Origin of the sequence: Pectinatus haikarae, assembly GCF_050916305.1 — a bacterium.
GTDB classification, from domain to species: domain Bacteria; phylum Bacillota; class Negativicutes; order Selenomonadales; family Selenomonadaceae; genus Pectinatus; species Pectinatus haikarae.
Window position 1 is genome coordinate 1,336,415 of the sequence record NZ_CP116940.1, and the last position, 25,672, is coordinate 1,362,086.

General features: G+C 40.5%; 27 protein-coding genes. 14 read left to right on the top strand and 13 right to left on the bottom strand.

The window, feature by feature from the left end; genetic code table 11:
* Positions 1-103: 103 nt before the first annotated feature.
* The 13 genes from zwf to NXG61_RS06620 all read right to left on the bottom strand — a co-directional run bounded on the left by zwf (position 104) and on the right by NXG61_RS06620 (position 11,618).
* Positions 104-1,492: a glucose-6-phosphate dehydrogenase gene (gene zwf / locus NXG61_RS06560; RefSeq protein WP_307223032.1), complete on the bottom strand. Its 1,389-nt coding sequence runs from the start codon at positions 1,490-1,492 to the stop codon at positions 104-106.
* 1 nt (position 1,493) lies between these two features.
* Positions 1,494-2,462, bottom strand: coding sequence for a beta-propeller fold lactonase family protein (locus tag NXG61_RS06565; protein WP_196603473.1), 969 nt, complete (start codon positions 2,460-2,462; stop codon positions 1,494-1,496).
* Between the two features lie 164 nt (positions 2,463-2,626).
* Complete coding sequence (atpC, locus tag NXG61_RS06570; RefSeq protein WP_196603474.1) at positions 2,627-3,046, bottom strand: ATP synthase F1 subunit epsilon; 420 nt, start codon at positions 3,044-3,046, stop codon at positions 2,627-2,629.
* A 3-nt stretch (positions 3,047-3,049) separates the two neighbouring features.
* Positions 3,050-4,462: a F0F1 ATP synthase subunit beta gene (gene atpD / locus NXG61_RS06575; protein WP_196603475.1), complete on the bottom strand. Its 1,413-nt coding sequence runs from the start codon at positions 4,460-4,462 to the stop codon at positions 3,050-3,052.
* Positions 4,463-4,477: 15 nt separating this feature from the next.
* Positions 4,478-5,482, bottom strand: a complete 1,005-nt coding sequence (atpG, locus tag NXG61_RS06580; RefSeq protein ID WP_307223036.1) for an ATP synthase F1 subunit gamma — start codon at positions 5,480-5,482, stop codon at positions 4,478-4,480.
* A 51-nt stretch (positions 5,483-5,533) separates the two neighbouring features.
* A complete protein-coding gene (gene atpA, locus NXG61_RS06585) occupies positions 5,534-7,042 on the bottom strand; it encodes a F0F1 ATP synthase subunit alpha (RefSeq protein ID WP_307223038.1) in 1,509 nt (502 codons plus the stop codon).
* A 19-nt stretch (positions 7,043-7,061) separates the two neighbouring features.
* Positions 7,062-7,604, bottom strand: coding sequence for a F0F1 ATP synthase subunit delta (locus NXG61_RS06590; protein WP_196603477.1), 543 nt, complete (start codon positions 7,602-7,604; stop codon positions 7,062-7,064).
* Positions 7,598-8,101, bottom strand: a complete 504-nt coding sequence (atpF, locus tag NXG61_RS06595) for a F0F1 ATP synthase subunit B (protein WP_196603478.1) — start codon at positions 8,099-8,101, stop codon at positions 7,598-7,600. The genes NXG61_RS06590 and atpF overlap by 7 nt, the downstream gene beginning before the upstream one ends.
* Positions 8,102-8,145: 44 nt before the next feature.
* A complete protein-coding gene (gene atpE / locus NXG61_RS06600; protein ID WP_196603479.1) occupies positions 8,146-8,394 on the bottom strand; it encodes a F0F1 ATP synthase subunit C in 249 nt (82 codons plus the stop codon).
* Positions 8,395-8,462: 68 nt separating this feature from the next.
* Positions 8,463-9,140 (bottom strand): F0F1 ATP synthase subunit A, encoded by a 678-nt coding sequence (gene atpB, locus NXG61_RS06605; RefSeq protein WP_196603480.1) that lies wholly within the window; start codon positions 9,138-9,140, stop codon positions 8,463-8,465.
* Between the two features lie 71 nt (positions 9,141-9,211).
* On the bottom strand, positions 9,212-9,592 hold the full coding sequence (locus tag NXG61_RS06610; protein ID WP_196603481.1) for an ATP synthase subunit I: 381 nt from the start codon (positions 9,590-9,592) through the stop codon (positions 9,212-9,214).
* A 162-nt stretch (positions 9,593-9,754) separates the two neighbouring features.
* Positions 9,755-10,360 (bottom strand): hypothetical protein, encoded by a 606-nt coding sequence (locus NXG61_RS06615; protein WP_307223042.1) that lies wholly within the window; start codon positions 10,358-10,360, stop codon positions 9,755-9,757.
* A 214-nt stretch (positions 10,361-10,574) separates the two neighbouring features.
* Positions 10,575-11,618: a mechanosensitive ion channel family protein gene (locus tag NXG61_RS06620; protein WP_196603483.1), complete on the bottom strand. Its 1,044-nt coding sequence runs from the start codon at positions 11,616-11,618 to the stop codon at positions 10,575-10,577.
* A 191-nt stretch (positions 11,619-11,809) separates the two neighbouring features.
* Between NXG61_RS06620 and NXG61_RS06625 the strand changes: the two genes are divergently transcribed.
* The 14 genes from NXG61_RS06625 to NXG61_RS06690 all read left to right on the top strand — a co-directional run bounded on the left by NXG61_RS06625 (position 11,810) and on the right by NXG61_RS06690 (position 25,632).
* Positions 11,810-12,346 carry a GNAT family N-acetyltransferase gene (locus NXG61_RS06625; RefSeq protein WP_196603484.1) on the top strand — a complete coding sequence of 179 codons (537 nt, stop codon included), beginning with the start codon at positions 11,810-11,812 and terminating at the stop codon, positions 12,344-12,346.
* Between the two features lie 198 nt (positions 12,347-12,544).
* Positions 12,545-13,558 carry a rod shape-determining protein gene (locus tag NXG61_RS06630; RefSeq protein WP_307223043.1) on the top strand — a complete coding sequence of 338 codons (1,014 nt, stop codon included), beginning with the start codon at positions 12,545-12,547 and terminating at the stop codon, positions 13,556-13,558.
* A 122-nt stretch (positions 13,559-13,680) separates the two neighbouring features.
* Positions 13,681-14,523: a flagellar basal-body rod protein FlgF gene (gene flgF, locus NXG61_RS06635; RefSeq protein ID WP_307223044.1), complete on the top strand. Its 843-nt coding sequence runs from the start codon at positions 13,681-13,683 to the stop codon at positions 14,521-14,523.
* Positions 14,524-14,563: 40 nt separating this feature from the next.
* Positions 14,564-15,358, top strand: a complete 795-nt coding sequence (gene flgG / locus NXG61_RS06640) for a flagellar basal-body rod protein FlgG (RefSeq protein WP_196603487.1) — start codon at positions 14,564-14,566, stop codon at positions 15,356-15,358.
* Between the two features lie 11 nt (positions 15,359-15,369).
* Positions 15,370-16,353: a flagellar basal body P-ring formation chaperone FlgA gene (gene flgA, locus NXG61_RS06645; protein WP_307223046.1), complete on the top strand. Its 984-nt coding sequence runs from the start codon at positions 15,370-15,372 to the stop codon at positions 16,351-16,353.
* Between the two features lie 22 nt (positions 16,354-16,375).
* Entirely contained in the window at positions 16,376-16,975 is a 600-nt protein-coding gene (locus tag NXG61_RS06650) for a flagellar basal body L-ring protein FlgH (RefSeq protein WP_307223047.1), read from the top strand.
* A 22-nt stretch (positions 16,976-16,997) separates the two neighbouring features.
* Positions 16,998-18,122 carry a flagellar basal body P-ring protein FlgI gene (locus NXG61_RS06655; protein WP_307223049.1) on the top strand — a complete coding sequence of 375 codons (1,125 nt, stop codon included), beginning with the start codon at positions 16,998-17,000 and terminating at the stop codon, positions 18,120-18,122.
* A 10-nt stretch (positions 18,123-18,132) separates the two neighbouring features.
* A complete protein-coding gene (locus tag NXG61_RS06660; protein ID WP_307223051.1) occupies positions 18,133-18,528 on the top strand; it encodes a rod-binding protein in 396 nt (131 codons plus the stop codon).
* Positions 18,529-18,661: 133 nt separating this feature from the next.
* The gene (locus NXG61_RS06665) at positions 18,662-20,065 is read left to right on the top strand and encodes a phosphodiester glycosidase family protein (protein WP_307223052.1); all 1,404 of its coding nucleotides are present in this window, start codon (positions 18,662-18,664) and stop codon (positions 20,063-20,065) included.
* A gap of 142 nt (positions 20,066-20,207) precedes the next feature.
* Complete coding sequence (locus tag NXG61_RS06670) at positions 20,208-20,501, top strand: biotin/lipoyl-containing protein (protein WP_196603493.1); 294 nt, start codon at positions 20,208-20,210, stop codon at positions 20,499-20,501.
* A gap of 143 nt (positions 20,502-20,644) precedes the next feature.
* Complete coding sequence (locus tag NXG61_RS06675; protein ID WP_307223055.1) at positions 20,645-22,561, top strand: SpoIVB peptidase S55 domain-containing protein; 1,917 nt, start codon at positions 20,645-20,647, stop codon at positions 22,559-22,561.
* 219 nt (positions 22,562-22,780) lie between these two features.
* Complete coding sequence (locus NXG61_RS06680; RefSeq protein ID WP_196603495.1) at positions 22,781-23,545, top strand: MlaE family ABC transporter permease; 765 nt, start codon at positions 22,781-22,783, stop codon at positions 23,543-23,545.
* A 12-nt stretch (positions 23,546-23,557) separates the two neighbouring features.
* A complete protein-coding gene (locus tag NXG61_RS06685; RefSeq protein ID WP_196603793.1) occupies positions 23,558-24,289 on the top strand; it encodes an ABC transporter ATP-binding protein in 732 nt (243 codons plus the stop codon).
* A 65-nt stretch (positions 24,290-24,354) separates the two neighbouring features.
* The gene (locus tag NXG61_RS06690) at positions 24,355-25,632 is read left to right on the top strand and encodes an MlaD family protein (RefSeq protein WP_307223058.1); all 1,278 of its coding nucleotides are present in this window, start codon (positions 24,355-24,357) and stop codon (positions 25,630-25,632) included.
* The last annotated feature ends 40 nt before the right edge of the window (positions 25,633-25,672 follow it).

Genomic DNA, 25,672 nt, shown 5'->3' on the forward strand with positions numbered 1-25,672 from the left:
CTTCATACTCAATTATTATAATAAAAGAGAATGATAGAGTCAAGGAATTTTTGCGATAATACAATAGATTTTGAACGGATCTTGAAATTTTGCTGTGATGACATCAATCTATCCATTCATGACCGAAGCCGCGCAGTAATTCATTAGCCTGTTCCGGTCCGGTCGTACCGGCTGCATATTTGAATATAGGAAGTTTTTCCCATATGTATAATTCATGGAGTTTATCTATAAAATTCCAGCTCAATTCTATTTGATCCCATTGTGAAAACCAGGAAGTATTATCATTTATGCAGGCTTTTATAAGACGTTCATAAGCTTCCGGTGTGTTGAGTTTATTAACATAGTCATTTTGACAGAAATCCATTTTTGCCTGGATTATTTCGTCCGTGTCACCGGGTTTTTTTATATTGAATTGAAGATATACACCTTCACTGGGTTGTATTTTTATTATTAGAATATTTTGAGCGGCCTTTTCAAGAAAGGAAGGGCGAAATATAATCGCAATTTTAATTTCCCTTCTGTCCAGCTTTTTCCCGGTGCGTATATAAAATGGAGTGCCCCACCACCGTTCGTTGTCTACGAATAAACGCAGCGCGGCGTAAGTTTCTGTGGATGAATGCGGTTTTACGAGCTGTTCCTGATGATAACCTTCATACTGCCCCAGCACCAATGTTTCACGGATGTCTGCCACCGGGCGCAGTGCGCGAAGCACTCTGATCTGAGCATCATGCATTGCGTCAGCGGAAAATTTTTCGGGCCATTCCATTGCTACTATGGATAATATTTGAAATAAATGATTTTGGACCATGTCTTTCAAAGCACCGCTTGCGTCATAATAGCCGCCTCGTCCTTCTATTCCCATATCTTCAGAAGCGGATATCTGGATAGATTCAATGTAGCGGGAATTCCATAAATTTGAAAAAATAGGATTGCTGAAACGAAGCGTTTGAATATTTCTGATCATTTCTTTGCCTAAATAATGATCAATCCGAAAAATGTTTTTTGCGGAGAAAAATTTTTCCAACTGGATATTAAGAACTTTTGCCGAATCTAAATCCTCACCGAATGGTTTTTCTAAAATGACTTTACCATGACAGGCGTTTTTCACATTAGTAAGGCCGCTGGCGATGATGCTGAAAAAACGGGGAGCAACGGCAAAGTAAAATATATGATCGTTCAAATCTCTTTCTTTATAATAAAGATTCAATGAAGAGTAGGCATTGCTGTCGATAAAGTCCATTTTGTAATAGCTGATTTGAGCAGAAAATTTCTCAAAATCTTCATCGGTATACGGGAGTCTGGAAAATTTTTTCACCCAATCTCTGGCTTTTCCACAATATTCCTCCGTGCTGTAATCACGGCGTCCGATAATAATGATCTGACGATCGTCTGCACTGTCCTTTGCTGTGTGCATATTGTAAAGTGCAGGCAGCAGTTTTCGAAAAGTCAGGTCTCCCGTTCCTCCGAATATTGTAAATGTTGGTGTTGACATGTTAAATTCCTCCCTGTTTCAATGTTATTCCTACCCCTTCATGTACTGTCGTACTGTCAATAATAGCAGTGATGAGGCCGCTGGATTTGTCAATATGCATACTGAGTAAGTTATTTGATAATCTATTGACAACTAAGAGATAACTGCCGCTGGGGCTTAGAAGAAAGTCCCGAGGATGGTCTCCGCCGCAGGATACTTGCTGAATTTGTTCAGGTATGTTGTCAGATATCGAAAAAACTGATAATATATTATCGCCCCGTGTTGAAATATAAATAAAACGCTCATCTTGCGAAAGGCGTATAGCGGCAGACGCATTTGCCGTGCCCTTTAACCAAATGGGTAATTGTTTCATCAACTGCCAGGATTTATCCGGTTGCAATTTAAAATAAAATAATTCATTACTGAGCTCGCTGACTAAGTAAAGTCGCTTTTCATCGGAAGTAAAAACTCCGTGGCGCGGTCCGGTACCGGCAGAAAAGGTTATTTTTCCAGTCAGAGAAAAGTCATTTGCGGCATCATATATATTGACGCAGTCAAGATTGAGACATGGTACAAAAAGCAAATTATGCAAAAGCAGAACTTGATGGCATCCTGCCTCATTTCCCATAGATAAACGTTTTATGATCTGCAGGTTATTACCGTTTACTTTATAGATCATGACAACGCCGTCATGATAATTGGCAGTATATATATTATTATCGTGAAAAGCAATAAAGCATGGAGATGCTTTCTCAGTGAGAAGTTCTGATAATGAATTTGTCTTATTATCTATTAACGTAATTCCCGATTTGGCAGAAGACTCTTTGGTGAATAAAATTTTATCGTCGGCAATAGCCACACATTTGCCACCCTTTGTTTTATAAAACAGACTGGGTTCTGAAAGCCGTCCTGTGTTGTCATCAAAGACAAACTGATAAATACCAAAACTTTCAAATGAATCGTAAGTACCTATATAGCCTGTAAATTTCATTGCAAACCGTCCTTTCTGTTACAGAAAATCTTTAAAATACTGAATTCTCAGGGAATAAAATATCATATTAAAGAAATAACTTACTAATATTATATGTTTTATAAGTGCTGAAAGCAAATAAAAAAACCACGGCTATAAGATCAGCCGCGGTCAAAAATAAACTGCTATATATTTTTTGTTGCATGCAGACGGGCCTTGGCACGGTCTAGTGCCGCATGAGCACGCATTGAATCTATATCTTGATGTTCTTCAGGCGTTTTTTGCAGGATTTCCAGTCGTTCCTTTGCCCTGTCATATGCCTTTTGGGCACGATTTATGTCAATATTTATAGGCAGTTCGGCAGCAGATGCCAGCAAAGTTATTTTATGCGGAGTTACTTCCATAAAGCCGCCACAGACAGCTATCAGCTCTTCACCGCCATTCCTTTTTACACGCATAGCATGGGGCAGGATGCCGGTCAGCAATGGAGCATGTCCGGAAAGAATACCTAATTCTCCACCGGTAGAATAGACAATAGCCATTTCGACGTCTTCAGAATAGACCATTTTATCAGGAGAAACAATTTCCAATTTAATTGTTGACATGGATTATGCCTCCTGTTTTGCTTTTTTTGCTGCCTCTATTACTTCATCTATACTGCCGACCATATAAAATGCGCTTTCGGGCAGATCGTCATGCTTGCCTTCCAGAATTTCTTTAAAGCCGCGTATCGTTTCCTTAAGCGGAACATATTTTCCCGGAGTACCGGTAAATTGTTCTGCTACAGCGAATGGCTGGCTAAGGAATCTTTGAATCTTGCGTGCACGGGTGACAGTAAGTTTGTCTTCATCTGATAATTCTTCCATGCCCAAGATAGCAATGATATCCTGAAGTTCCTTATATTTCTGTAGAACAGCTTGAACACCGCGGGCAACATGATAATGTTCATCACCAATCACATGCGGGTCAAGTATACGGGAAGTCGAATCAAGCGGATCTACCGCCGGATAAATACCTAATTCAGCGATTTGGCGGGAAAGAACTGTGGTAGCATCAAGATGAGTAAATGTAGCAGCAGGAGCAGGATCTGTCAAATCATCTGCAGGAACATAAACAGCCTGAACAGAGGTAATCGATCCTTTTTTTGTGGAAGTTATGCGTTCCTGCAGAGCACCGACATCTGTTGTCAGTGTGGGCTGATAGCCAACTGCTGACGGCATGCGGCCAAGCAGAGCGGATACTTCCGAGCCTGCCTGGATAAAACGAAATATATTATCGACAAATAAAAGCACATCTTGATTTTTGACATCACGAAAATATTCCGCCATGGTCAGTCCGGTCAGAGCCACACGCATACGGGCACCTGGCGGTTCATTCATCTGACCATAAACAAGAGCAGTTTTATTTATAACTCCTGATTCAGTCATTTCTGACCAGAGATCATTCCCTTCGCGTGTGCGTTCGCCTACGCCGGAAAATACAGAATATCCGCCGTGCTGAGTAGCTATATTATGTATTAGTTCCATAATAAGTACGGTTTTCCCAACACCGGCGCCGCCAAATAAACCAATTTTACCGCCGCGTGCATAAGGAGCGATAAGATCGACGACTTTTATGCCTGTTTCCAGAATCTGCGTAGCTGTTTCTTGTTCGTCAAATTTTGGTGCAGGCCGATGGATAGGCCAAAATTCCTTATTGCCCACAGGTTTTGGATTATGATCTACAGTCTGTCCGAGAACGTTGAAGACTCGTCCAAGTGTTTCTTCACCAACGGGAACCTTTATAGCTGATCCTGTATCAACAGCATCCATACCACGTGTCAGTCCGTCAGTAGAACTCATTGCGATACAGCGGGTGATGCCGTCACCTAAATGCTGCATTACTTCTACCGTCAATTTAATATCAATGTCACCGGATTTGCCTTCTATGGTGATTGCGTTTAATATTGCGGGCAAATCTTCGGCAGGAAATTTAATATCTACGACAGGTCCTATGACCTGTACAATTTTACCCTTAGCCAATGATTAAAAACCTCCTCACTTAAGTGCTTCCGCACCGCCCACGATTTCGGTGATTTCGCGGGTAATGTTGGCCTGACGTACTTTATTATAGTGCAGATCCAGCCTGGACATAAGATCCTGAGCATTATCTGTAGCATTGCTCATGGCAGTCATTCTGCTGGACAATTCGCTGGCAGCGGCCTGCAGCAATGCGGCATAGATCATGGTAACGATATACTGCGGCAATAAAAAGCCGAGTACCGTTTCGGCTGAAGGCTCGTAAATATATTCGGCGTGCGGTATATTCGCAGCTTCTGCACTTACATTTTCAAACGGCAACAGCTTCACTGTTTCAGGAACGGCAGACATGGCGGAAACAAAACGTGTATAGATCATATATACAGCCTCATATTTCCCTTCAGTGAAAAGCGTTGTAATTTCTGCAGCGATAGTGCGGGCATTGTCGTATTTAGGTCTTTCGCTGAACCCAGTATAGCTTTTTACCACATTGTAGCCATGTCCCTTAAAATGTTCAGACGCTTTTCGACCAATAGCAATAATATCAAGATCATTTTTTGCCACAGTCTCTAGAATGGTTTTTTCCAAAAGGTTTTCAGAATCTGTCTTTGTAGGCTGTTTTTGTGGTGCAAGCTCCGATGCTGTTTTAGTACCAATTTTGGCAGTAGATTTTTTATGTTCCAGTATAAAGTTTTCTGCTTCATTGGTACCGGTAATATGAATTTTTGCTTCTTTGAAAATATTACTGGAATAAGCACCAGCAAGTCCCTTGTCAGAAGATAGAATGACGAACAGTATTTTTCCTGTGTCGTGTTTTTCCAGTAGAGGATGAGAGGTGCCTGATATATTCGAAGCAACCTCGCCAATCACCTGATACATTTTTTCGGCATAGGGTTTATTAGCTACCGCGGCTGCCTGAGCTCTTCTCAGCCGGGCAGAGGCTACCATTTTCATGGCTTTAGTGATCTGCTGGATATTCTTTACGCTTTTTATACGATGGCGTATATCCTGTAAACTGGCCAAAAGTTAATCACCTCGCCTTTTATTTGGCAAATATACTTAGAAAATAGTTGATTAAAAGGTATATGATGATTTGAATTCTTCAATAGATCTATTTATCTGGGCTTCTAAATCATCATCAAGTTTTTTCTGTTTATTGATAAGGTCAATAAGTTCGGAATGTGATGAGTTGATAAATTTAAGATAATCCTGCTGGAAAGATGCTACTTTTTCTGTTGGAACATCAGTCAGAAAACCACGAACAGCAGTATAGACTACCAAGACCTGTTCTGCTACATTCAGCGGCGAGTATTGGGCCTGCTTCAGAGTTTCGACCATACGGGCACCGCGATCCAACTGATCTTTCGTTGCTTTATCAAGATCGGAACCGAATTGAGCAAAAGCGGCCAATTCACGGTATTGTGCCAAATCAAGGCGCATGCGGCCTGCAACTTGTTTCATCGCTTTTATCTGGGCACTGCCGCCGACACGGGAAACAGAAAGACCGACATCAATTGCGGGTCTTATCCCTGAATAAAACATTTCTGTCTGCAGCATTATCTGTCCGTCAGTGATGGAAATAACATTTGTAGGAATATAACCGGACACATCACCGGCCAAAGTTTCGATTATAGGGAGTGCAGTAATAGAGCCGCCTCCCAATTCATCCGATAATTTTGCAGCACGTTCCAATAGTCTGGAATGTAAATAAAATACATCACCCGGATATGCTTCGCGCCCTGGCGGTCTGCGCAGAAGCAAACTCATTGCACGGTAGGCAGCTGCGTGTTTTGACAAATCATCATAAACACATAAAGCATGCTTGCCCTTGTACATAAAGTATTCGGCCATTGCAACACCGGCATAAGGAGCTATATATTGAAGCGGAGCACTGTCTGCCGCCGTAGCAGCTACAACAATACTGTATTGCATAGCGCCATTGTCTTCAAGTGTTTTGACTACACGAGCTACGGTAGAAGCTTTCTGACCTATGGCAACATAGATGCAAATACAATTTTGGCCTTTCTGGTTCAAAATTGTGTCAACTGCTATAGCTGTCTTACCTGTGCCGCGGTCACCTATGATCAGTTCACGCTGACCTCTTCCGATGGGAACAAGTGCATCAATTGCCTTTAGACCAGTCTGCAGAGGTTCATGTACGGATTTTCTATCGGCAATTCCGGGGGCGGGATATTCAACGGGACGATTTTCCTGCGAAGCTATGGGACCTTTACCGTCGATGGGACGCCCGAGTGCATCGACAACACGGCCTATCATAGCGTCGCCGACAGGGACCTGCATTATTTTTCCGGTACGTTTTACAGACGCACCTTCTTTTATTTTATTTTCACCACCGAGCAAAACAGCACCAACGCTGTCCTGATCAAGATTAAGTACTAGACCATATATATCACTGCCAAAATCGAGAAGTTCGCCTGACATGGCTTTATCAAGACCATGAATATGAGCGATACCATCACCGATTTCCATAACAGTGCCAACATCATCAACGTTCAAATCAACATTGTAGTTTTTGATTTGTTCCTTGATGATGGCTGTTATTTCCTCAGGATTCATTTTCATAAGAAGTTAGTCACCTCAATCAACAATTTGCCACCAGTTGTTTTTTTATAGATTTTATTTGGCCCACAACACTGCCGTCGATGAGCCTGTCACCTATTTTTACAATTACGCCGCCTATTATAGAAGAATCAATATTTATTTTCAGCTGTATAGTTTTCGCAGTAATGGTTTCCAATTTTTTCAACAAAGTGGTATGCTGAGCTTCTGTCAAAGGAAAAGCTGTTTTAACATAAGCAATTTGGATACCTTGAGCTTCATTGGAAAGCGCATGGAAACTGGTGATTATCTCCGAAAGCAGTGATATGCGATGTTTATCAATTAGCAAAAGCATAAAATTACATATCTCTGAATCAAAGGAATCAGTTAATATCTGCGACATAAGTTCCTTTTTTGCCTGTGATTTAATCTGAGGATTATCCATGAAGGTTTTTAATTCGCGGTTATCCTCAAATAATTTACTGAGTTGTGCCAGCTGGCTGTCATGTAGTGCCAGCTTATTTTTTTCCTGTGATAATTCAAACATAGCGGCAGCGTATTTTTTGGCTAACTGAATATTCAGCATGATAAATCACCCAGCTTGTTTTTATCAAGCTTTTCAATGAATTCACCGATCAGTTTCTGATTGGCAGCATCATCTATATTGGTCGCAATGATTTTGCTTGCAGCCGCCATCGATAAAGAAACCACTTCGCCTTTAAGCTGTGTGGCAGCGCGAGCGCGTTCACGAACAATATCTTCTTTTGCATTTTGGCGCATCTGTTCAATTTCCTGCTTAGTCTGAACGACGGAAGCATCATATTCCTGCTGAGCGCGTTTCATTGCTTTATCAATTATTTCCTGGGCTTTCAGACGGGCTTCAGCAAGCTGCTTCTGATATTCATCTAAGGTTTGTTTGGCTTTTTTTTCATCATTTTCTGCTGATTCTATAGAATTTGCAATTTTTGCTTCACGGTCATGGAGCATTTTCATGATCGGCTTATAGGCGAATATTCTAAGAAGAATAACCAGTACAATGAAATTGACAAGCTGCGCTAAAAGCGTTCCATCAATATTTATCAATTTTACTGTCCTCCTTTTATTGTAAACTGAAATAAAGTTTAAAATCAGAGGACTTTTGCAGCACTTAAGATAATGAAGCCGACAACGAGAGCGATGATAGGCATAGCTTCAATAAGACCAACTGAGATCAGTGTGTTGACAAATAACGTATTTTTAGCTTCCGGTTGACGGGAAATACCTTCAATAAGCCTTCCTGTTACGAGACCGTCACCGATAGCCGCACCGAATGCTGCCAAACCTAACATGATACCGACTCCCAATAAAGCTGCTGCTGTCGCAATTGAATTTTCCATTAAAGAAATCCTCCTCAGAGTTATTAATATAATATTATGCCGGTTACGGCACTTTAAACGAATTAAAATTAGGCGTCTTCCTCGTCATTGACACCATCGGCGAGATAGGACATTGAAAGCATTGTAAAAACAAATGCCTGTACGATACCGACAAAAGTGCTGAATGCAAGCCAAATTACGCCTGGTATCACTTCCGCAAAAATATTTGGCAGGAGTTTAGGCAGGATGTGAATCAAGAGTTCACCTGCCACGATATTACCGAAAAGACGGAAAGAAAGAGTGATAGGTTTTGCTATTTCTTCAATCAATTTTATAATTACGAAAGGGGCGAATGGTTCAAAAAAATGTTTTATATATTTTGTCCCCTTATAATAGAGCCCTAGTACATGAAGCATTACCACTACTAAAAGCGCCAGACCCAAATTAGTATTTAGCGTATTAGTGGGCGATGCCATACCTGGAATAAGACCCCACCAGTTAGAAATAAGAAGAAAAAGAAACAATGAAATTAAAAATGGAGCGAATAAAACTCCTCTCTTTCCCAGATTTGCATTGATCTGGCTGTTAAGACTTGTTATGATCAGCTCGAATATGTTTTGCAGTCCGACCGGAACCAGTTTCATATTACGGGTCGCGACTATTGACATAATAACAACGACAGCCATGACCATCCATGTCATCTTTAAAGTTTCCATGTTAAAAGATAAACCGAATAACATGAGTTCATGAGCCGCACTTTCAGGCATAAAATCACTCCCTATATTAAATTTTGAAATAAAGCTCTATATAACAGCTCCTGATATAGGAACTATATAGACTAATGAATTTTTTTCTGGTAAGAAAAAATTATAAGATTAATAAATATTACAAGATGCATAATGAAAAAACCTGTGATAAAGGCAATAAAAAAAACCTTGGAAAATTTTATTACGATTAATAAAATCAGCAGAAGAAAGACAATACGGAATAAAATGCCGGACCGAGCACTTCGTTTGGCGGCAGGTTGAGACAGCAGCATTATTTTTCTTATACGTACTGCAAGCATAAAAGCGTAATATACAGCGGCAAGATACCCGCAGATAATAGCTGTAAACAAATAAACATCACTGTTTAGGAATAGATTAATAAAAATCAGCAGTGTGATCGCTAAAATTGAAATTATAATTGAGCGGCCGCGCACAGCCGCAAAATCGTGCATATGTAGCCTGCCTTTCCTTTAATATCGTATTAAAACAACTGCTATAAATATAGCATATAATTATTCCTATAACAAGGGATTTATGTCAAGTGAAATAATGCGATAAAGACAAGAGCCACAACCTAAAAATCATTTTATATATAAATAATTTAGATGATATCATTAGTTATTATTGCTCGATTGAATGTAATAATACAATGATATATGTAAAAGCAGGAGGTAAAGTAAAAGTTCTCCCAATTCTTCGAGAAGTTCCCCCTTATATTTCCCAAAAAAATGTCCGGAGTCGCCTGTAATGGAAAAAAGTGTGCAAATGCAGGAATATACAAGCAACTTTACAGGAAACAGATGGTATGAGAAAATTTTATACCAAGGCGTTGTAAAGATAAAACCAGCTAAAACGACCATAATAAATATGCCGATAATTATATTTATTATGGCATGATGTGGGATTTGATTCATAGGTACAAGAATAGGACCATCAGGACCAATACCCAGAGGGAAAAAGCAACGGCCCCAATTTAATTCTCTTCCGGTAAGTAATAGAAAGAAACCACTGATTGTCAGTTGGAAATTATGACGTCTTTTATAAAAAAAATAAAAATTTATTAGTGCGGCTGCTACAAGAACAATTACCTGTGTACTTTCCAGAGGTCCATTTTCCCATGCAAAAGAGTCCGGAAGTATAAATGACAGTGGCAAAATAAATATTAATAATAAGATCTCAAATGAATTAACGGCCTGCTTTTTCCAAAATAGTCCATCCATATGGTGTATATCTCCTAAAAATATCCACTACGATAGTAAAGATTTGATTACTATATTGTAAACGAATGCTTACTATTTTTCAAGTAGAGATTAAAAGATATTTTTCCTGAAGAGAAAATAAAAAATCTCCGTGCTGTTGTATTGAATAGGTACAGCATGGAGATTCGAAGAATAAAACAGTCTGTTTGTTTTTGTATTAAATAACGCATCAAATTTATTTTTGAGTAATAACAGTGCGCACAGGAAAGGGAATATTTATATTTTCTTCACGATATCTTCTTGTGAGCTCTTTTATAGCCTCATGTTTTATGACATATTGGTTTAAAAATATATTTGATTTCATATTTATATTGAAGTTAATGCTCGAATCCGCAAACTCAAAAAATCTTACAGATGGTTCAAAGTCGACATTGCCTTCTATTTTAGTCAGAACAGTACGGGCTGCCTCTATGCTGACTTTTTCGACCAGTTCGAGATCGCTGTCATAGCTGACACCTACAGTGAGCGAAATAACTATTTCCTGTTTAGGCATATTATAATTGGTTATAGTAGAAGAGGCTATATCCTTATTGGGAACGATGATTATATTGTTAGCGGGAGATTGTATTTTTGTAAATCGCCACGTTATATCAACTACCTGACCGACGTTTCCATTGCCGAGTTTTACGAAATCGTATAATTGCAGCTGTTTGGACAAAATAATATGCAGTCCGGAAAAAATATTGCTTAACGTATCCTGAAGACCAAGAGCGACAGCCATACCGCCTACCCCTAAAGCAGTCAGAAGAGGTGTTACCGATATCCCAAGATACTGCAGCACAATGATCGTGCCAGCTGAATATATTATAAAGGAAATTATATTGCTAAGCAGTGAAGTTGTTTGAGTATTTTCTTCGGCACGTTTGATGTGCAGTGTTATCATGCCGGATACAGTACGTGCTGCGACACGTGTCAGAGAAAAAATAATGACAGCATAAAGCAGGGAAGACAGTAACTGTGTTATAGTGGCATTGATAAATTTTACGGAATTAATAGTCCAATATAATCCCACAGCGGAACACCAAGCTACAGGAAGCCCTTTTATTGCGTTGGCGAAAACATAAGGAAGGGTGTGCAGCTCAAGGTGTTCATGCAATTTTTTATTTATAAAACTATTTATTAATTTGCCTGCTATCAGAGCGGCAACCTGAATAAAAAAAGGAACGATAAGAAGACTCAACCAAGCCTGCCAGCCTTTTATACTCTCGAATATATCCATGATGATTCCTCCGGTATGATAAAAATTTGTAAACAAACATTATACTGACTATACGTTGATCAACAGATGAGCGCCAAGGCAAAGCAGTATAATTTACATTGAGTTTGTAATGTATTATACTAACAATATAAAATTATAGCAATGAAGAACCTTTTGATAACGGCTGAAGGATAATTAGGAGGGGTATTATAATGGACGGCAGGATAATAAAAAAAGGTACACGGATTCAGTTTCGGCAGGCAGAAAAAGATGATATGGATTACATCATGGAAGTAGAGTACAAACCGGAAAATGCGAAATTCGTAATTCCCTATACACGAGATGTCCATATGAGTACGCTTAATACAAAAGAAGCAATACATATAATCATCGAAACAATTGATACAAAACAAAAGGTGGGGTTTTTGATGATAGCGGGGCTCGACAATCCATCCAAAGAAATTGAATTTACGCGCATTATTCTTGATAAAAAAGGCATAGGTTATGGCCGGGAAACGCTGAAAATGCTTAAGTCATGGGCATTTGACGATTTAAAGTTCCATCGTGCATGGCTTGACTGCAAGGATCATAATGAACGTGCTCTGCATGTCTACGAATCAGAAGGCTTTATTCGTGAAGGGTTTATAAGAGAGACTATATTGACTGACGGTGTTTACGAAAGTCTGGTGATATTAGGTATACTCGACAGAGAATATTTTGCCAAAAAAAATAAAGCGGCTGTTTTATGATGCTGGAAGAGAAGTTATTGAAAGTATTAATATAGCAAGGGTAAATGCGGGAATTTTTTCCAATCAAAAAAATTCCCGCATTTATTTTTTTATGGTCATGCTCAAGCCTGCTGCTGATGTGAAATATATATTGATAATGTCTTTATAATATTATATAGTAGTACACATACAGGTTTTTAGTTTTAGGAGGAATATTTAATGTTTGGAATGGCTAAGGATATCGGTATAGACCTGGGCACTGCCAATGTTTTAATATATGTCAAGGGCAAGGGAATTGTTCTGCGTGAACCCTCAGTTGTCGCGGTTGATAAAGAGACCAATCGTATCCTTGAGATAGGCGAAGCGGCAAAAAAGATGATCGGACGCACACCGGGGAATATAGTAGCAATAAGACCGTTGCGCGATGGCGTGATTGCTGATTATGACATAACGGAAAAAATGATTCAATATTTTATTGAAAAAGTTGCCGGACATAGTTTCCTTGTGAAACCGCGCATAATGATATGTGTGCCTTCAAAAGTCACAACTGTTGAGAAAAGAGCTGTAAATCAGGCAGCAAAACAAGCAGGTGCAGCTGCGTCGTTTTTAATTGAAGAACCGATGGCTGCGGCATTGGGGGTAGGAATAGATGTTTCCGAACCTCAGGGCGTAATGGTGATAGATATAGGCGGTGGTACGACAGATGTAGCAGTGATAAGTTTAGGCGGTGTCGTTGTAAGCGAATCGTTGCGAGTTGCCGGTGATAAATTTGACGAGGCTATAATAAAATACATAAAAGCCAATCACAATATTATGATTGGCGAAAGAACTTCCGAAAATATAAAAATGGATGTAGGTACTGCTATAAAAGGGGCCCGCAATGTAAAAATGGAATTTCGCGGCAGAGATTTACTGAGTGGCCTGCCAAAAACTATTGAATTGACTTCCGATGAAATTGCCGAGGCACTTAAGAGCTCAGTGGATTCAATAGTGCGATGTGTGAAAAAAACATTGGAGGATACGCCGCCTGAACTTGCGGCTGATATTATGGATCACGGTATTATAATGACGGGAGGAGGCTCTATGCTGCACGGTTTAGATCAGCTTATACAAAAGGAAACGGCAATTCCAACATATTTGGCAGATGATCCGTTGTCCTGCGTAGCGATAGGAACCGGAAAAGCACTTGAATGGGTGGATAAGCTCGGAAAAAATAATAAAAGAATCAAATGATTTGCTGTGCGATTTATTTTCCGAATGAGTAATATTATGCTGGTGCAAAAAAGGATAGGCAATAATTTTAGCGAATATATATTTATAATTTGTAGTTTTGTATTTGAATTAGGAGTGATGATATGCTGCGTGGGCTGTATACGGCTGCAACAGGGATGATGACTGAACAAATACGTACTGATACGATAGCCAATAACCTGGCAAACGTCAATACTAATGGTTATAAAAAGGATGAAATGATAAGCGAAGAGTTTGAATCGGTCCTTTTACATCGTATTAATGATGATTCACAGCAGGGCAGTATACTCGATCTGCAAAACATCGATACAGCACGAAAATATCTTTTGAAAGGAACTGTGGCTGCAGATGAAGGCGGTATGGCACCTTCCATAGGTTCTTTGGGACGCGGCGCAAAAGTTGCTGAAATAGCTGTTGTCCGTGATCAGGGAGCACTTGAAAACACGGGAAATAAGTTGGATCTTGCCATCACCGGAGATGGATATTTTTCTGTAAATACACCGCAGGGAGTCCGTTATACACGCGACGGCAATTTTTATCGTTCTGCCGCGGGGCAACTGGTGACAGCAAATAATCAGGCGGTGCTGAATACAGCGGGACAAGCTATAAATCTGCCTCCCGATACAGCGGACATCAATATTGGCGCTGACGGAACGGTAAATGCGGGCGGACAGAATTTGGGACAGATCGGATTGGCCGGTTTTGCTGACCGCGGGGCTTTGCTGAAAGAGGGAGATAATTTATATCGTCCGCAAAATGGGGCACAGCCGCAGCAGGCGGCTGGTTCAATTCAGCAGGGCTGGCTGGAGAGATCCAATGTTAATGTAGCAAGAGAAATGGTTGAGCTTATTAATAATTACCGCACATATGAAGCTGATTCTAAGGCACTGGTGACGCAGGATTCTTTGTTGGATAAAGCTGTTAATGATGTAGGCCGGGTATCGTAAAAAATATTTATGTTATGGTTTTGAAAGGAGTCTTACGATTATGATGAGAGCGCTTTGGACTGCTGCCACAGGAATGACTACGCAGCAGCAAAATATGGATGTTATTTCTAATAATCTTGCCAATGTAAACACTACAGGCTATAAGAAACAACGTGCTGAATTTCAGGATTTGATATACCAGACACTCCGTCAGCCGGGAGCAACAAGCGGGCCGAACACTATTTATCCTGCTGCCATGCAGGCCGGACATGGAGCACGGCTGTCCGCTACAAATAGAATTTTTACACAAGGCAGCTATCAGTCGACAGGCAATCCGACTGATATGGTCATTGATGGCGACGGTTTTTTTCAGATAACGATGCCTGACGGTACGATAGGTTATACGAGGGATGGGTCATTTAAATTGGATGAAACACGTCGTTTAGTCACATCTGACGGATATCCGCTGGACCCTGAAATTGTCATTCCGGAAGATGCGCCATCGGATACAATAACAATTGGCTCGGATGGGACTGTTTCGGCAACACCGGCAGGGCAGGATACTCCGGAAGAAGTCGGGCAGATAAATTTGGCAAGATTTGTAAACCCGGCGGGACTGTCTGCACAGGGAAAAAATATTTTTTATCAGACTAATGCCTCGGGTGACGCTATTGTCAATAATCCGGGTGAAGACGGAGCGGGAACGATAACCCAGGGGTATCTCGAAATGTCAAATGTGCAAGTGGCAGATGAGATGGTTAATATGATAGTTGCCCAGCGCGCTTATGAGTCAAATTCAAAAGCTATCACAACCAGCGATTCTATGCTGGAAATAGCCAATGGACTTAAACGGTAACTGAGATACTTATGATGAGAGAGAAAATTGTTATTGCATTTGCATTTGCCATTTTTTCTTTTGTATCCTCAGCATCCGCTGCGGCGCCAGTATGGGTGACTGTTAATAGTACAGGGGTGATATGGGGCGAAGACATCCTTCTGGGATCAATAGCCAATATTGCCTGTGATGATGGTCAGCGTCTGCAAGACCTGATAAATATGAAGCTTGGAACTATTTTACAGCCGGGCGGTATAAAAAATATTTCTGCATATGTATTGAAATTAAAGATACAGTCTTCTGGGGTGGACAGTGACAATATAACGTGGTCCATACCGGATAATATAACAGTTACAAGAATGTCACAGACAGTAACTTCAGCACAGATAATCACTGAGGCTAAGATAAAGATGGAGCAGGCTGTCAGGGAAAGCGGTGAGCAGAGAGGATGGGAGCTTGAACCATTGAACGGTACTTCTGATATGGTTATTCCACCCGGCGAATTGCAAATGGATGCAGAAATCCCTTACGGAATAAAATATGCGGTGCCCACCATAGTTTACGTTAATTTCAAGGTAAAGGGCAAAGATGCGGGTAAGGCTGTATGCAGATTGCAGCTGCATATATTTGATAATGTTGTTGTTGCAGCCAGAGCAGTGAGGGCAAATAGCATTTTGACAACGGATGATCTGCGCCTTGAAAAAAAAGAAGTAAGTGCCGTAAATATATATTATATGACTGACCTTGATAAGGCTGTGGGGGAAATGCCTCGTTATCCGCTTAAACCCGGTGATGTAGTGAGAGAAAATTTATTGGCAAGCCCTGTTCTGATTGCAAGAGGGGCACCAGTCCACATTATAGTCAACCATAACGGATTGAAAATACAGACGGATGGAACCGCAATGACTAACGGCAGCAAAGATGAATTTATTAAAGTAAAAAATTCAATAACGGGAATTGTTGTTAATGGACGGGTAGTTGATCAAAATACTGTTGAAGTTCAAATGGATAATTAAGATATTGATCGCAGGTGATACAATGAAAAGTGGATGGCTAATAATCATAGTATTCTTCTTGTTTGCTGTACTGGGCTTTCAGCAGCCATCAGCCGTTGGGCAGTCATTATGGGCCGATGTGCAGAACAATTCATCTATGAGTTTGTTTGCTGACAGGAAGGCGCATAGTATAGGTGATATTTTGACTGTTGTTATAAGTGAATCATCTTCGACAAGTGCTACAAAATCGACGAGCAACGGGAAAACAGCGAGTAATTCACTGAATGCGGGAGCCGGAATTTTTAGTTTCTTGGCACAAGCCAGTGCAGGACAGTCTGACAGCTTCAAGGCAACAGGCTCGGCAAAAGATACAAATACAGTAAGCGGGAAAATAACTGTGACTGTGGTTGATGTGCAGCCGAATGGGAACATGATAGTGGAGGGAACACAGTCTATCTGGCAGAACAAAGATGAACATAAAATCACTTTGCGCGGTGTAGTGCGACAGGATGATGTAGCTTATGATAATACCATTTCTTCCTATTTGGTTTCTGACGCTACTCTCAAGTTTGACGGCAAAGGTCCTTTGAATGCAAAACAAAGACAGGGAATTTTGTCGCAAATATTTAATATACTTTTTTGATATATGAAAAAGAGGATGTTACATGCAAAATATATTGAGAGCAATAACCTTTGCCGCAGTGGTATTTTTTATCGTTGGATCGGCTGGGAATGTTTTTGCTGCTGATGCTTCTGCGGCAAGGATAAAGGACATTGCGAAGGTAGAGGGTGTACGTTCGAATCAGCTGGTTGGGTACGGCTTAGTTGTGGGTCTTCCAGGTACAGGTGACAGCAATAAGACCATTGAGACTTTAAACTCTGTAGTCAATATGCTGAAAAACTTCGGAGTAAGCATTGACAGCACAGCAGTGGGGACCTCTACATTAAAAACGAAGAATGTTGCAGCTGTCATGGTAACGGCGACTCTTCCTGCTTTTTCTCATGCGGGTGATAATATAGACTTTACTGTGTCATCAATGGGAGATGCGAAAAGTCTGACCGGAGGAGTTTTGTTACAGACACCGCTGAAAGCGGGTAATGGACAGGTTTACGCTGTGGCGCAGGGACCGATAGCCACAGGCGGATATTCCACTTCAGGCGGAAGTAAAAATATAACGACAGTCGGGACTGCAAGCGATGGAGCAATAGTGGAACAGACAGTAGAGGACAGTCTTGGACAGAATGGAACCATTTCTTTATCCGTAAATAATGCTGATTTTTCGACAGCGGCACGTATTGCGGGAGCGATTAATTCAAACTTTGGCGGAGTAGCTTCGGCAGTCAGCCCAGGAAGAATTAATGTATCAGTGCCGGCTTATTATCGCAACAATATTGTAGGCTTTGTCGCCAATCTCGAAAATTTGCCGGTAGTGCCGGATTCTCCTGCAAAAGTAGTTGTCAATGAGAGGACAGGTACTATTGTTATGGGTGGCAACGTCAGTGTTGATGAGGTCGCTATTGCGCAGGGTGGATTAAGTATAAGTATAGATAAAACGACAAATGTTTATCAGCCGGCGCCATACAGTTTAGGCAAAACAATTGTTACAAAAAATAATACTACCAATGTGAAGGAAGAAAAGGCCAATACGGTTGTACTCGGAGCAACGGCTGATGTAAATGATGTAGTAGGAGCACTTAATGCTGTTGGTGCAACGCCAAGAGATATTATTTCTATTTTGCAGGCTATGAAGGCATCTGGGGCATTGCATGCCGAGCTGCAGGTTATTTGAGGACTTGAAAATGGAAAAAATAAATTCTATAACGACAATACCCGCCATGGAGCAGGTCAAGCAGGCACAAGAACTGAAACAGCTGAAAGCGGCTGGGGAAAGTCTTGAAAAAACCGCAGGAAATGCTGATACAGCTAGAGACGCTTCTAAATTGAAGGATGCGTGTGTGCAATTTGAGGCGATGTTTCTTGACTTGATGTATAAAGAAATGAGAAAGACGGTACCTGAAGATTCGCTGCTGGGAGATTCAAATGCGGATAATATTCTGCGCTCAATGCATGATACAGAGATGACAAAAAATTTGGCGCAGGCTGGAGGCGTCGGGTTGGCTGATATGCTCTATCGGCAGATACAAAAGCAGGATGTAAAACCACCGCTGATGGCAGTAAATACGTATAAGAAATAGATTTGGCTGATATCAGAGAGGCTGTTGCAAAATATAAATTTGTGAGCTGATTGTTTATTCTTCATGCTGCAAATCAATGCATTTTGCAATAGGCTCTTTTGTTTTAATTACTATAAAAAGAGGGATATATTCGGTGATAAAAAATTTAAATAAATTTGTTAATATCATAACGTTTTTGGTTATTATATTTCCGTCAATAGCATTTGCGGCAAATCGTCCACTCAATATGACAGAAGCCCGTTCGGGGATCTCTGAGGAAAATGTGCGTATAGTCCTTCAATTTGATAGTGTACCAACATATCAAGTAACTGCAGATCCTTCAGGAAAAAATATTCGTATGGATTTTTCAGGTGTGGATGCGGCCAGAGCTAAAAATAATGTAGCTGTCGATGGCGATATAGTACAATCTGTGGATATTACAAATACGCAATCAGGCTGTAACGTCCTTATTGCATTGAATCAGGCGGTGCCTTATACGGTAAATACTCTGCAGAATCCGGCAAGAGTATTTATAGATATAAAAAGATATTATGAACATACAACAAAGCGCAGTATTGAAAGCGGACTTGATTATACGGCATACGACAGACGTAATGCTGATGGAGTGCTCAAAGCATATATACTTGATATAGATCCTTCCAAATTTGAATTAATTCCTGTACTTGGCGGCGGACGAACCCTGGGGAAAAATACGGTTTCAAATATGGTACACTATTATAATGCTGAAGCAGGAGTCAATGCTTCTTATTTCGGCGGGCAAAAAGATGTATACGGTTTGACAAAAATTGATGGGACTGTTGCTACGACTACATATCTGGCCCGAACAGCATTTGGCATGGATACTGCCGGAAAAGCGATAATCGGAATAGTGAATTATAGTGGAAGTGTTCACACTAAAAACGGGGATTTTCCCATCAGCGGAGTTAATTGTGATCGCAGTGCTGATACGATAGTGGAATACAATTCTTTTTATGGGAACAGTACGGGAACTAATGAATATGGAATAGAATATGTTGTTCAGGATAATAAAATAGTGAGGATAAATACCAATGATACAGCCCTGAGGGACGGACAAATTGTAATTTCAGCACATGGTGTAATGAAAGATGCTTTGAGCGGTATGAAAGTCGGAGATGAAATGACTGTCAACGAAGATCTCGGCGATATTTGGAAAAATGCGGTTCAAATTGTGGGAGTGGGACCGCAGCTTGTCAAAGATGGAAAGGTAGATGTAACTGCCGATGATGAACAGATAGGACCAGATGTAACAGGCGGAAGAGCACCCCGTACTGCTGCAGCAATCAAGGCAGATGGTCATGTGATGCTGGTAGTTGTTGATGGTCGTCAATCGCAAAGCTCTGGTCTGACGTTAAACGGATTTGCACAATTGCTGATTGATTCAGGGGCAATTGAGGCAGTAAATTTTGATGGTGGCGGTTCTTCGGAAATGGTGATAGGCGGGCAAATTACCAATTCGCCGTCAGATGGAATGGAAAGACCTGTGGGAGTGGCACTGGCTGTTGTGAAAAAAAAATGATAGAAAATATTTGAGGCAAAGCAAAAATATTCTGCTTGCTATTAAAGTATGCTAATGTATAATGAAAAGAAAAGGCTTATAAGAATTAATTACTATAGTAATAATATGATATATATTTTTATAGCGAAAGGAGCGGCTTGAGTTGAAAAAAAAGTTGTTGATTTTATTTTTTATAGTTATTATGGCGGGAATTTATCATATGGCACAGGCTCAATCCATAATTGAGGAAAAATCCGCTTTAACGGGAACTGTATCATGGACAGCACAAGCTGGAAGTATGGTAAAGGAAGGCAGCGATTTAGTAAAAATAGACACAATGACAGGAGAAACGGCAGCCAGCAGGGCTTCGTCGGACGGAACGGTAAGGGAGATCCTGGTGCATCCGGGTGAAAAAATAGCAGTTGGGCAGATCGTGGCCAGGATTACAGCCGAATAGCAGATAATTTTCTAGTTTGGAAGAAAAAATGTGCAGGGCGTTTATTTGTTGTCGATATGATGTGGGCAATTGCATGAGTCGGTATATAGAATCCAGTAAATTTTGAGGTGAATTTTTTGCAAAAAATTGGGAAGAGTTTTTTTGTGTTATTAATTGCGTGCATTTTATCAGTACCTGTCACTGGTATGGCAGCTATGCCGCCAATATTGACAGCACAGCAATTGCAGCCTGGAATGATAGGAACGGCTGAGACTGTGGTGCAGGGTAACGAAGTGGAAAGCTTCAATGTAAAAATAATAGGTGTAACTGATAACGGGAAGGGCGCGGCCAGGCAGATCATGGCAGAAGCTTACGGACCGGTTATAAATGATACAAACGGTGTCATACATGGAATGAGCGGCAGTCCCGTGTATGTAAATGGATACTTGATAGGTGCTATTGCCCGCGGTATTGGCAGTGATACAAATCCCCGTGTATTTTATATAACACCAATAGAAGATATGTTAAAACTTTGGAATCTGCCTGATCCAAAAGCTGATGAAGGCTCAATCAAACAGGTAAAGATAAATCCATTAGACAGAAAAGAAATGCTTGCACAGGATGAAGCTAAGCTGGAGGCTATATTCAAAAAGAAAAAAGATATATCGGATAAAATGATAATAGGTACCAAACCGAAAATCAATCAAGAGGAAAGCAGTAAAATGCAATTTGTCGATACGACTGATTGGAAAAAGACATATGGATATGAAAGCACACCTAATGATGTATCAGTCGGCATACCATTGGCTGTAAACGGTTTTTATGGTGCAGGAATGAGTTTTTTGAAAAAAGAGCTTTTGCCATTTAATATGTATCCGTATGCCGCGAGCTTAGGGTCGGGCGTTTCTTCAAATGATGACAGTCCTGTCGGTCCGGCTGATGTGATCCCTGGAAGTTCTGTCGGAGTGGCATTATCTTATGGAGATTTTTCCGTAGGGGCAGTGGGTACCATTACGGCAGTGGATGAAAATCGAATACTGGCCTTCGGCCATCCCTTTACATATAAGGGCAATGTTAACTATTTTATGACGGATGCAAGCATTGTCGGTACAGCGAGCGGCTTAGTGAACGGACAAAAGGTCTCATCTTTTGGAAAAATAATCGGACGTATAAATCAGGATCGCTACTCTGGTGTGAGCGGTATATTGGGCAGATATCCCTCTGTAGTTCCGATGAAGGTTACGGTTACTGATAAACAGACGGGAAAACAATCAGTTTTTGCCACGAGTATTGCTTATGATGAAGAGCTGCTGCCTAATTTAGCAGCAAGCGTTGCTTATGCGTCATTGGACAGGACTATAGATAGCCTCAGCTCTGGCACTGCAAATGTCAAATTTGCCATAAGAACAAATGCTGTTGATAATGGAGAAATAGACAGAAGCAATATGTACTATAACAGTACCGATGTGGGGCAATTTGCTGTTTCTGAATTAGGGCAGCTGCTGAATATTATTTGTACCGATACAAATAGACAGTATGATGTCACAGGTATAAGTATTGATATGATATTTAATGAAAAAAGAAAAACAGCCTCCATTATTAGTGTAATTCCCGATAAATCTGTGGTTCATCCGGGAGAAGTGGTAAACTTGAAGGTTATTCTTGAACCATACAGAAGTCCGCAGGAACAGATACTTATCCCGTATACTGTCCCGCAAAATCAGGCGTCAGGCAATATGACACTGGAAGTGAGAGGCGGCGGTCTTGTGCCGGTGGTTATTTCTCCGTTGCAGGGATTGGATTTGACGCCTGAGGAGAATAAATCATTGTCAGCTGCCGATAAAATAAAGGGATTTTTACAAACTGACAAGAATAATGAAATCATTGTGGCAGCAGCTGTTCCCGCAATGATAAGCGAAAAAGATCAGGAAAAGGCTATAGCCAGCGCTTTGGAAATGCAAAAAAAATTGGAAGCGGACGGACAAATGGGGAAAAAAAGCTTCGAACCAAAAGAAAATAAAGCAGTGACGAGCTATATTATTGATAATGTGGTACGTATAAATTTAAATGTAAAAAAATAATAGTATTGCTTTTTAAAAAAAATAGTAAATTAGTATTTACTATTTTTTTTATTATTGTTAAAATCATGTAATAGAATGTTTTTACATATGAGTATTGCAGATACCTTGTTTTAAAATCTAAGGGATGATTTTGGTGTGAAAATAGTGTAGGTGAATTAAAAACTATTGCTGAGCATGTTTTGAAGCAAAGTGTTTTTATGAAGTGAAGGTGGTGTTTGGATGTTTATGCTGGAAGCTGTTGGAACTGCTGTTCTGAAAGTTTTAGGGACATGGGGCGGCTTTATCATGCTTTTCTTTCAAACGCTGAGCCAGTGCCGGCGGATGCCAAGGATACATCATATTCTTCAGCAGATGGCGCATCTTGGAGTTGATACACTGCCGATAGTGGCATTAACGATGCTTTTTACGGGAATGGTACTGACTTTACAGATCGTTATTGAGTTTATAAGGTTCGGTGCGCAGTCTACTATAGGCGGTGTAGTGACTATCGCCGTTGGGCGTGAACTTGGACCGGTTCTGGTAGGCGTGGTAGCAGCAGGCCGTGTCGGTGCGGCTATTACGGCAGAAATAAGTACTATGAAGGTGACTGAACAAATTGATGCTCTGAAGGTCATGGCTACTAATCCGATCAGGTATTTAGTGGCACCAAGACTGCTTGCCTGTATGTTGATGCTGCCTCTTCTTGTTGTCTTTGGCGATGTCGTTGGTTCCTTTGGCGGATGGCTGGTCGCAAATTATTATGATATTTCTTCTTTTATGTATAAGCAGTCGATAGGTACCTTTGTTATAGTGCATGATTTTACGGGCGGGCTTATAAAAGCGGTGGTGTTTGGTATTATTATTGCTGTTATTGGCTGTTATTATGGATTGAATGCGGAAAATGGGGCTGAGGGAGTTGGCAAGGCAGCAACAAAATCAGTAGTGGATGCAATTATGGCAATCTTTTTTTTCAATTGTTTCTTATCTGCAATTTTATATCGATGAGGTGACTGGATGATAATAAATTTGACAGATGTGAACAAGTCTTATAGAGACCACAGTGTTTTAAGGAATATAAATTTATCTATAGATAAAGGAGAGACCCTTGCAATAATAGGAGCCAGCGGTTCTGGGAAAAGCACCTTGCTGAAACTGATGATCGGCTTGGAACAGCCGAGCAGCGGTCATGTCTGGATAAAGGATAAAGATATATCGAGCTTAAGAGAAGAAGAACTTGATAAAGTCAGGTTGAATATGGGAATGGTCTTTCAATATTCGGCACTTTTTGATTCCATGACAGTTGCCGACAATGTAGCATTTGGCTTAAGAGAACATAGTTCACTGGCTGAAAAAGAAATAGAGAGTATAGTAGAAAAGAAATTACATACGGTCGGCTTGGATCAATTTGGACAGTATATGCCGAACCAACTATCCGGGGGTATGAAAAAACGTGTAAGTTTGGCCCGGGCGATAGCCTTTGAACCTGAAATAATATTATATGATGAGCCTACATCCGGGCTTGATCCAGTTATGGCGGGGAAAATAGATAAGCTTATAAAATATACACAGGAAAAAATGGGAGTGACATCGGTAGTAGTCACACACGATATGAACAGTGCTTATTATATTGCTGATCGTATTGCGATGATTTACGAAGGGAAAATTATAGCTGTGGGGGATGCAAAGGCTATAAAAACTTCTGCTGATGAACGAGTACAGGAATTTATAAATGGTGGACGAATAATATAAAATGGATTGAGCTTATTGTTAAATAGGATGGTTTCGTCTATTAATCCTGTGGTGGAGGTGATTATATGACAACAGAGGCTAAAGTTGGTCTTTTTACGATCTTGGCGTTAGTGCTGGCAATAGCTATCATAATGCAGTTAGGCCACATCAGCTTTGGGGGAGAACCAAATTATAAGATAACAGCATCGTTTAAATATGTTAATGGATTGAAACCCGGCGCACTGGTCAGATATGCGGGGGTTGATGTGGGAAAGGTGCGGACTGTTAATACAAATGGGCTTGGTGCGGATGTTTTCATGGAAATAAAAGACAATATAAAGATACCAAAAAGTTCGGTAATAACTATATCCAGTGATGGGCTTATGGGAGAAAAATTCGTCAATATATATGCTGATGGACAGGAAGATTATACTTATTTGTCTGATGGAGAGATGGTAAAGGGGACGGAAGAACACAGTATTGAATCTTTGGTTGCATCAGCGTCTCAAACATTGGAAAAAGTTGATAAAATGATTACCTCAATGAATAATATCATCGGCAATCAGCAGGTGCAGGAATCGTTGATCGCATCAGCAGTCAATCTGAAAAATATCACAGAAAGCATGGATCAAGCCGCTGCGGTAATAGCCCGTATGGCGGGCAATAATGAGGGAAATATCAATGATATAATACAGAATATGGTATTGCTGACTTCAAGTATGCAACGCACATCCTATAGTGTAGAAAATATGGTTAATGAAATGAATGGTGACGGTCAAATGACTGAAAACATGAGGACGGCAGTTGCCAATCTGGCCAGTACCAGCAACAGAATTGAGAAAATGGCAGCGAATTTAGAGCCTGTTATATCTGATCCGCAGACAGCGGAAGAGCTGCAAAGCATGATTCATAATGCCAGTGATGTTTCGAAAAGGGCCAATAAAATAATGACTAAGATCAGTTCTATCCAAACAAAAGTGGGCACGGATGTTTTGTACAGCGGGAAAAAATCCGATTTGATGGTTAATGCTGATCTTAGAATTTATGATAATCCTAATGATTTTTTATTAATTGGAGGAGATGATATCGGGGGGGATAATCCAACCACGAATTTGCAGATAGGTTCCGGAAATAATTTTTTTTCAGGCCGCATGGGTCTCATCGATAATAAACCCGGAGTGGGGATTGATACATACAGCGGGCCATGGAGATTTTCTGTTGATGCGTATGATTCTGATGACATTCGAATTAAACTGCGGGGACAGTATAGAATAGCACCAGATGTTTATCTTCTTGGCCAGGTCAATGATGTCAACAGCAAGGCTGACCGAACGACCTATTTGGGCATACGCAGGGAATTTTAAAAAGTGTTTTGATTATACACGTTCATATTTGGGAGGCAGC

Coding starts and splice junctions, on each gene's coding strand:
- zwf (WP_307223032.1), bottom strand. CDS start 1,492: ATGTCAACACCAACATTTACAATATTCGGAGGAACGGGAGACCTGACT.
- NXG61_RS06565 (WP_196603473.1), bottom strand. CDS start 2,462: ATGAAATTTACAGGCTATATAGGTACTTACGATTCATTTGAAAGTTTT.
- atpC (WP_196603474.1), bottom strand. CDS start 3,046: ATGTCAACAATTAAATTGGAAATTGTTTCTCCTGATAAAATGGTCTAT.
- atpA (WP_307223038.1), bottom strand. CDS start 7,042: ATGAAAATGAATCCTGAGGAAATAACAGCCATCATCAAGGAACAAATC.
- NXG61_RS06590 (WP_196603477.1), bottom strand. CDS start 7,604: ATGCTGAATATTCAGTTAGCCAAAAAATACGCTGCCGCTATGTTTGAA.
- atpE (WP_196603479.1), bottom strand. CDS start 8,394: ATGGAAAATTCAATTGCGACAGCAGCAGCTTTATTGGGAGTCGGTATC.
- atpB (WP_196603480.1), bottom strand. CDS start 9,140: ATGCCTGAAAGTGCGGCTCATGAACTCATGTTATTCGGTTTATCTTTT.
- NXG61_RS06610 (WP_196603481.1), bottom strand. CDS start 9,592: ATGCACGATTTTGCGGCTGTGCGCGGCCGCTCAATTATAATTTCAATT.
- NXG61_RS06615 (WP_307223042.1), bottom strand. CDS start 10,360: ATGGATGGACTATTTTGGAAAAAGCAGGCCGTTAATTCATTTGAGATC.
- NXG61_RS06620 (WP_196603483.1), bottom strand. CDS start 11,618: ATGGATATATTCGAGAGTATAAAAGGCTGGCAGGCTTGGTTGAGTCTT.
- NXG61_RS06625 (WP_196603484.1), top strand. CDS start 11,810: ATGGACGGCAGGATAATAAAAAAAGGTACACGGATTCAGTTTCGGCAG.
- NXG61_RS06630 (WP_307223043.1), top strand. CDS start 12,545: ATGTTTGGAATGGCTAAGGATATCGGTATAGACCTGGGCACTGCCAAT.
- flgF (WP_307223044.1), top strand. CDS start 13,681: ATGCTGCGTGGGCTGTATACGGCTGCAACAGGGATGATGACTGAACAA.
- flgG (WP_196603487.1), top strand. CDS start 14,564: ATGATGAGAGCGCTTTGGACTGCTGCCACAGGAATGACTACGCAGCAG.
- flgA (WP_307223046.1), top strand. CDS start 15,370: ATGATGAGAGAGAAAATTGTTATTGCATTTGCATTTGCCATTTTTTCT.
- NXG61_RS06650 (WP_307223047.1), top strand. CDS start 16,376: ATGAAAAGTGGATGGCTAATAATCATAGTATTCTTCTTGTTTGCTGTA.
- NXG61_RS06655 (WP_307223049.1), top strand. CDS start 16,998: ATGCAAAATATATTGAGAGCAATAACCTTTGCCGCAGTGGTATTTTTT.
- NXG61_RS06660 (WP_307223051.1), top strand. CDS start 18,133: ATGGAAAAAATAAATTCTATAACGACAATACCCGCCATGGAGCAGGTC.
- NXG61_RS06680 (WP_196603495.1), top strand. CDS start 22,781: ATGTTTATGCTGGAAGCTGTTGGAACTGCTGTTCTGAAAGTTTTAGGG.
- NXG61_RS06690 (WP_307223058.1), top strand. CDS start 24,355: ATGACAACAGAGGCTAAAGTTGGTCTTTTTACGATCTTGGCGTTAGTG.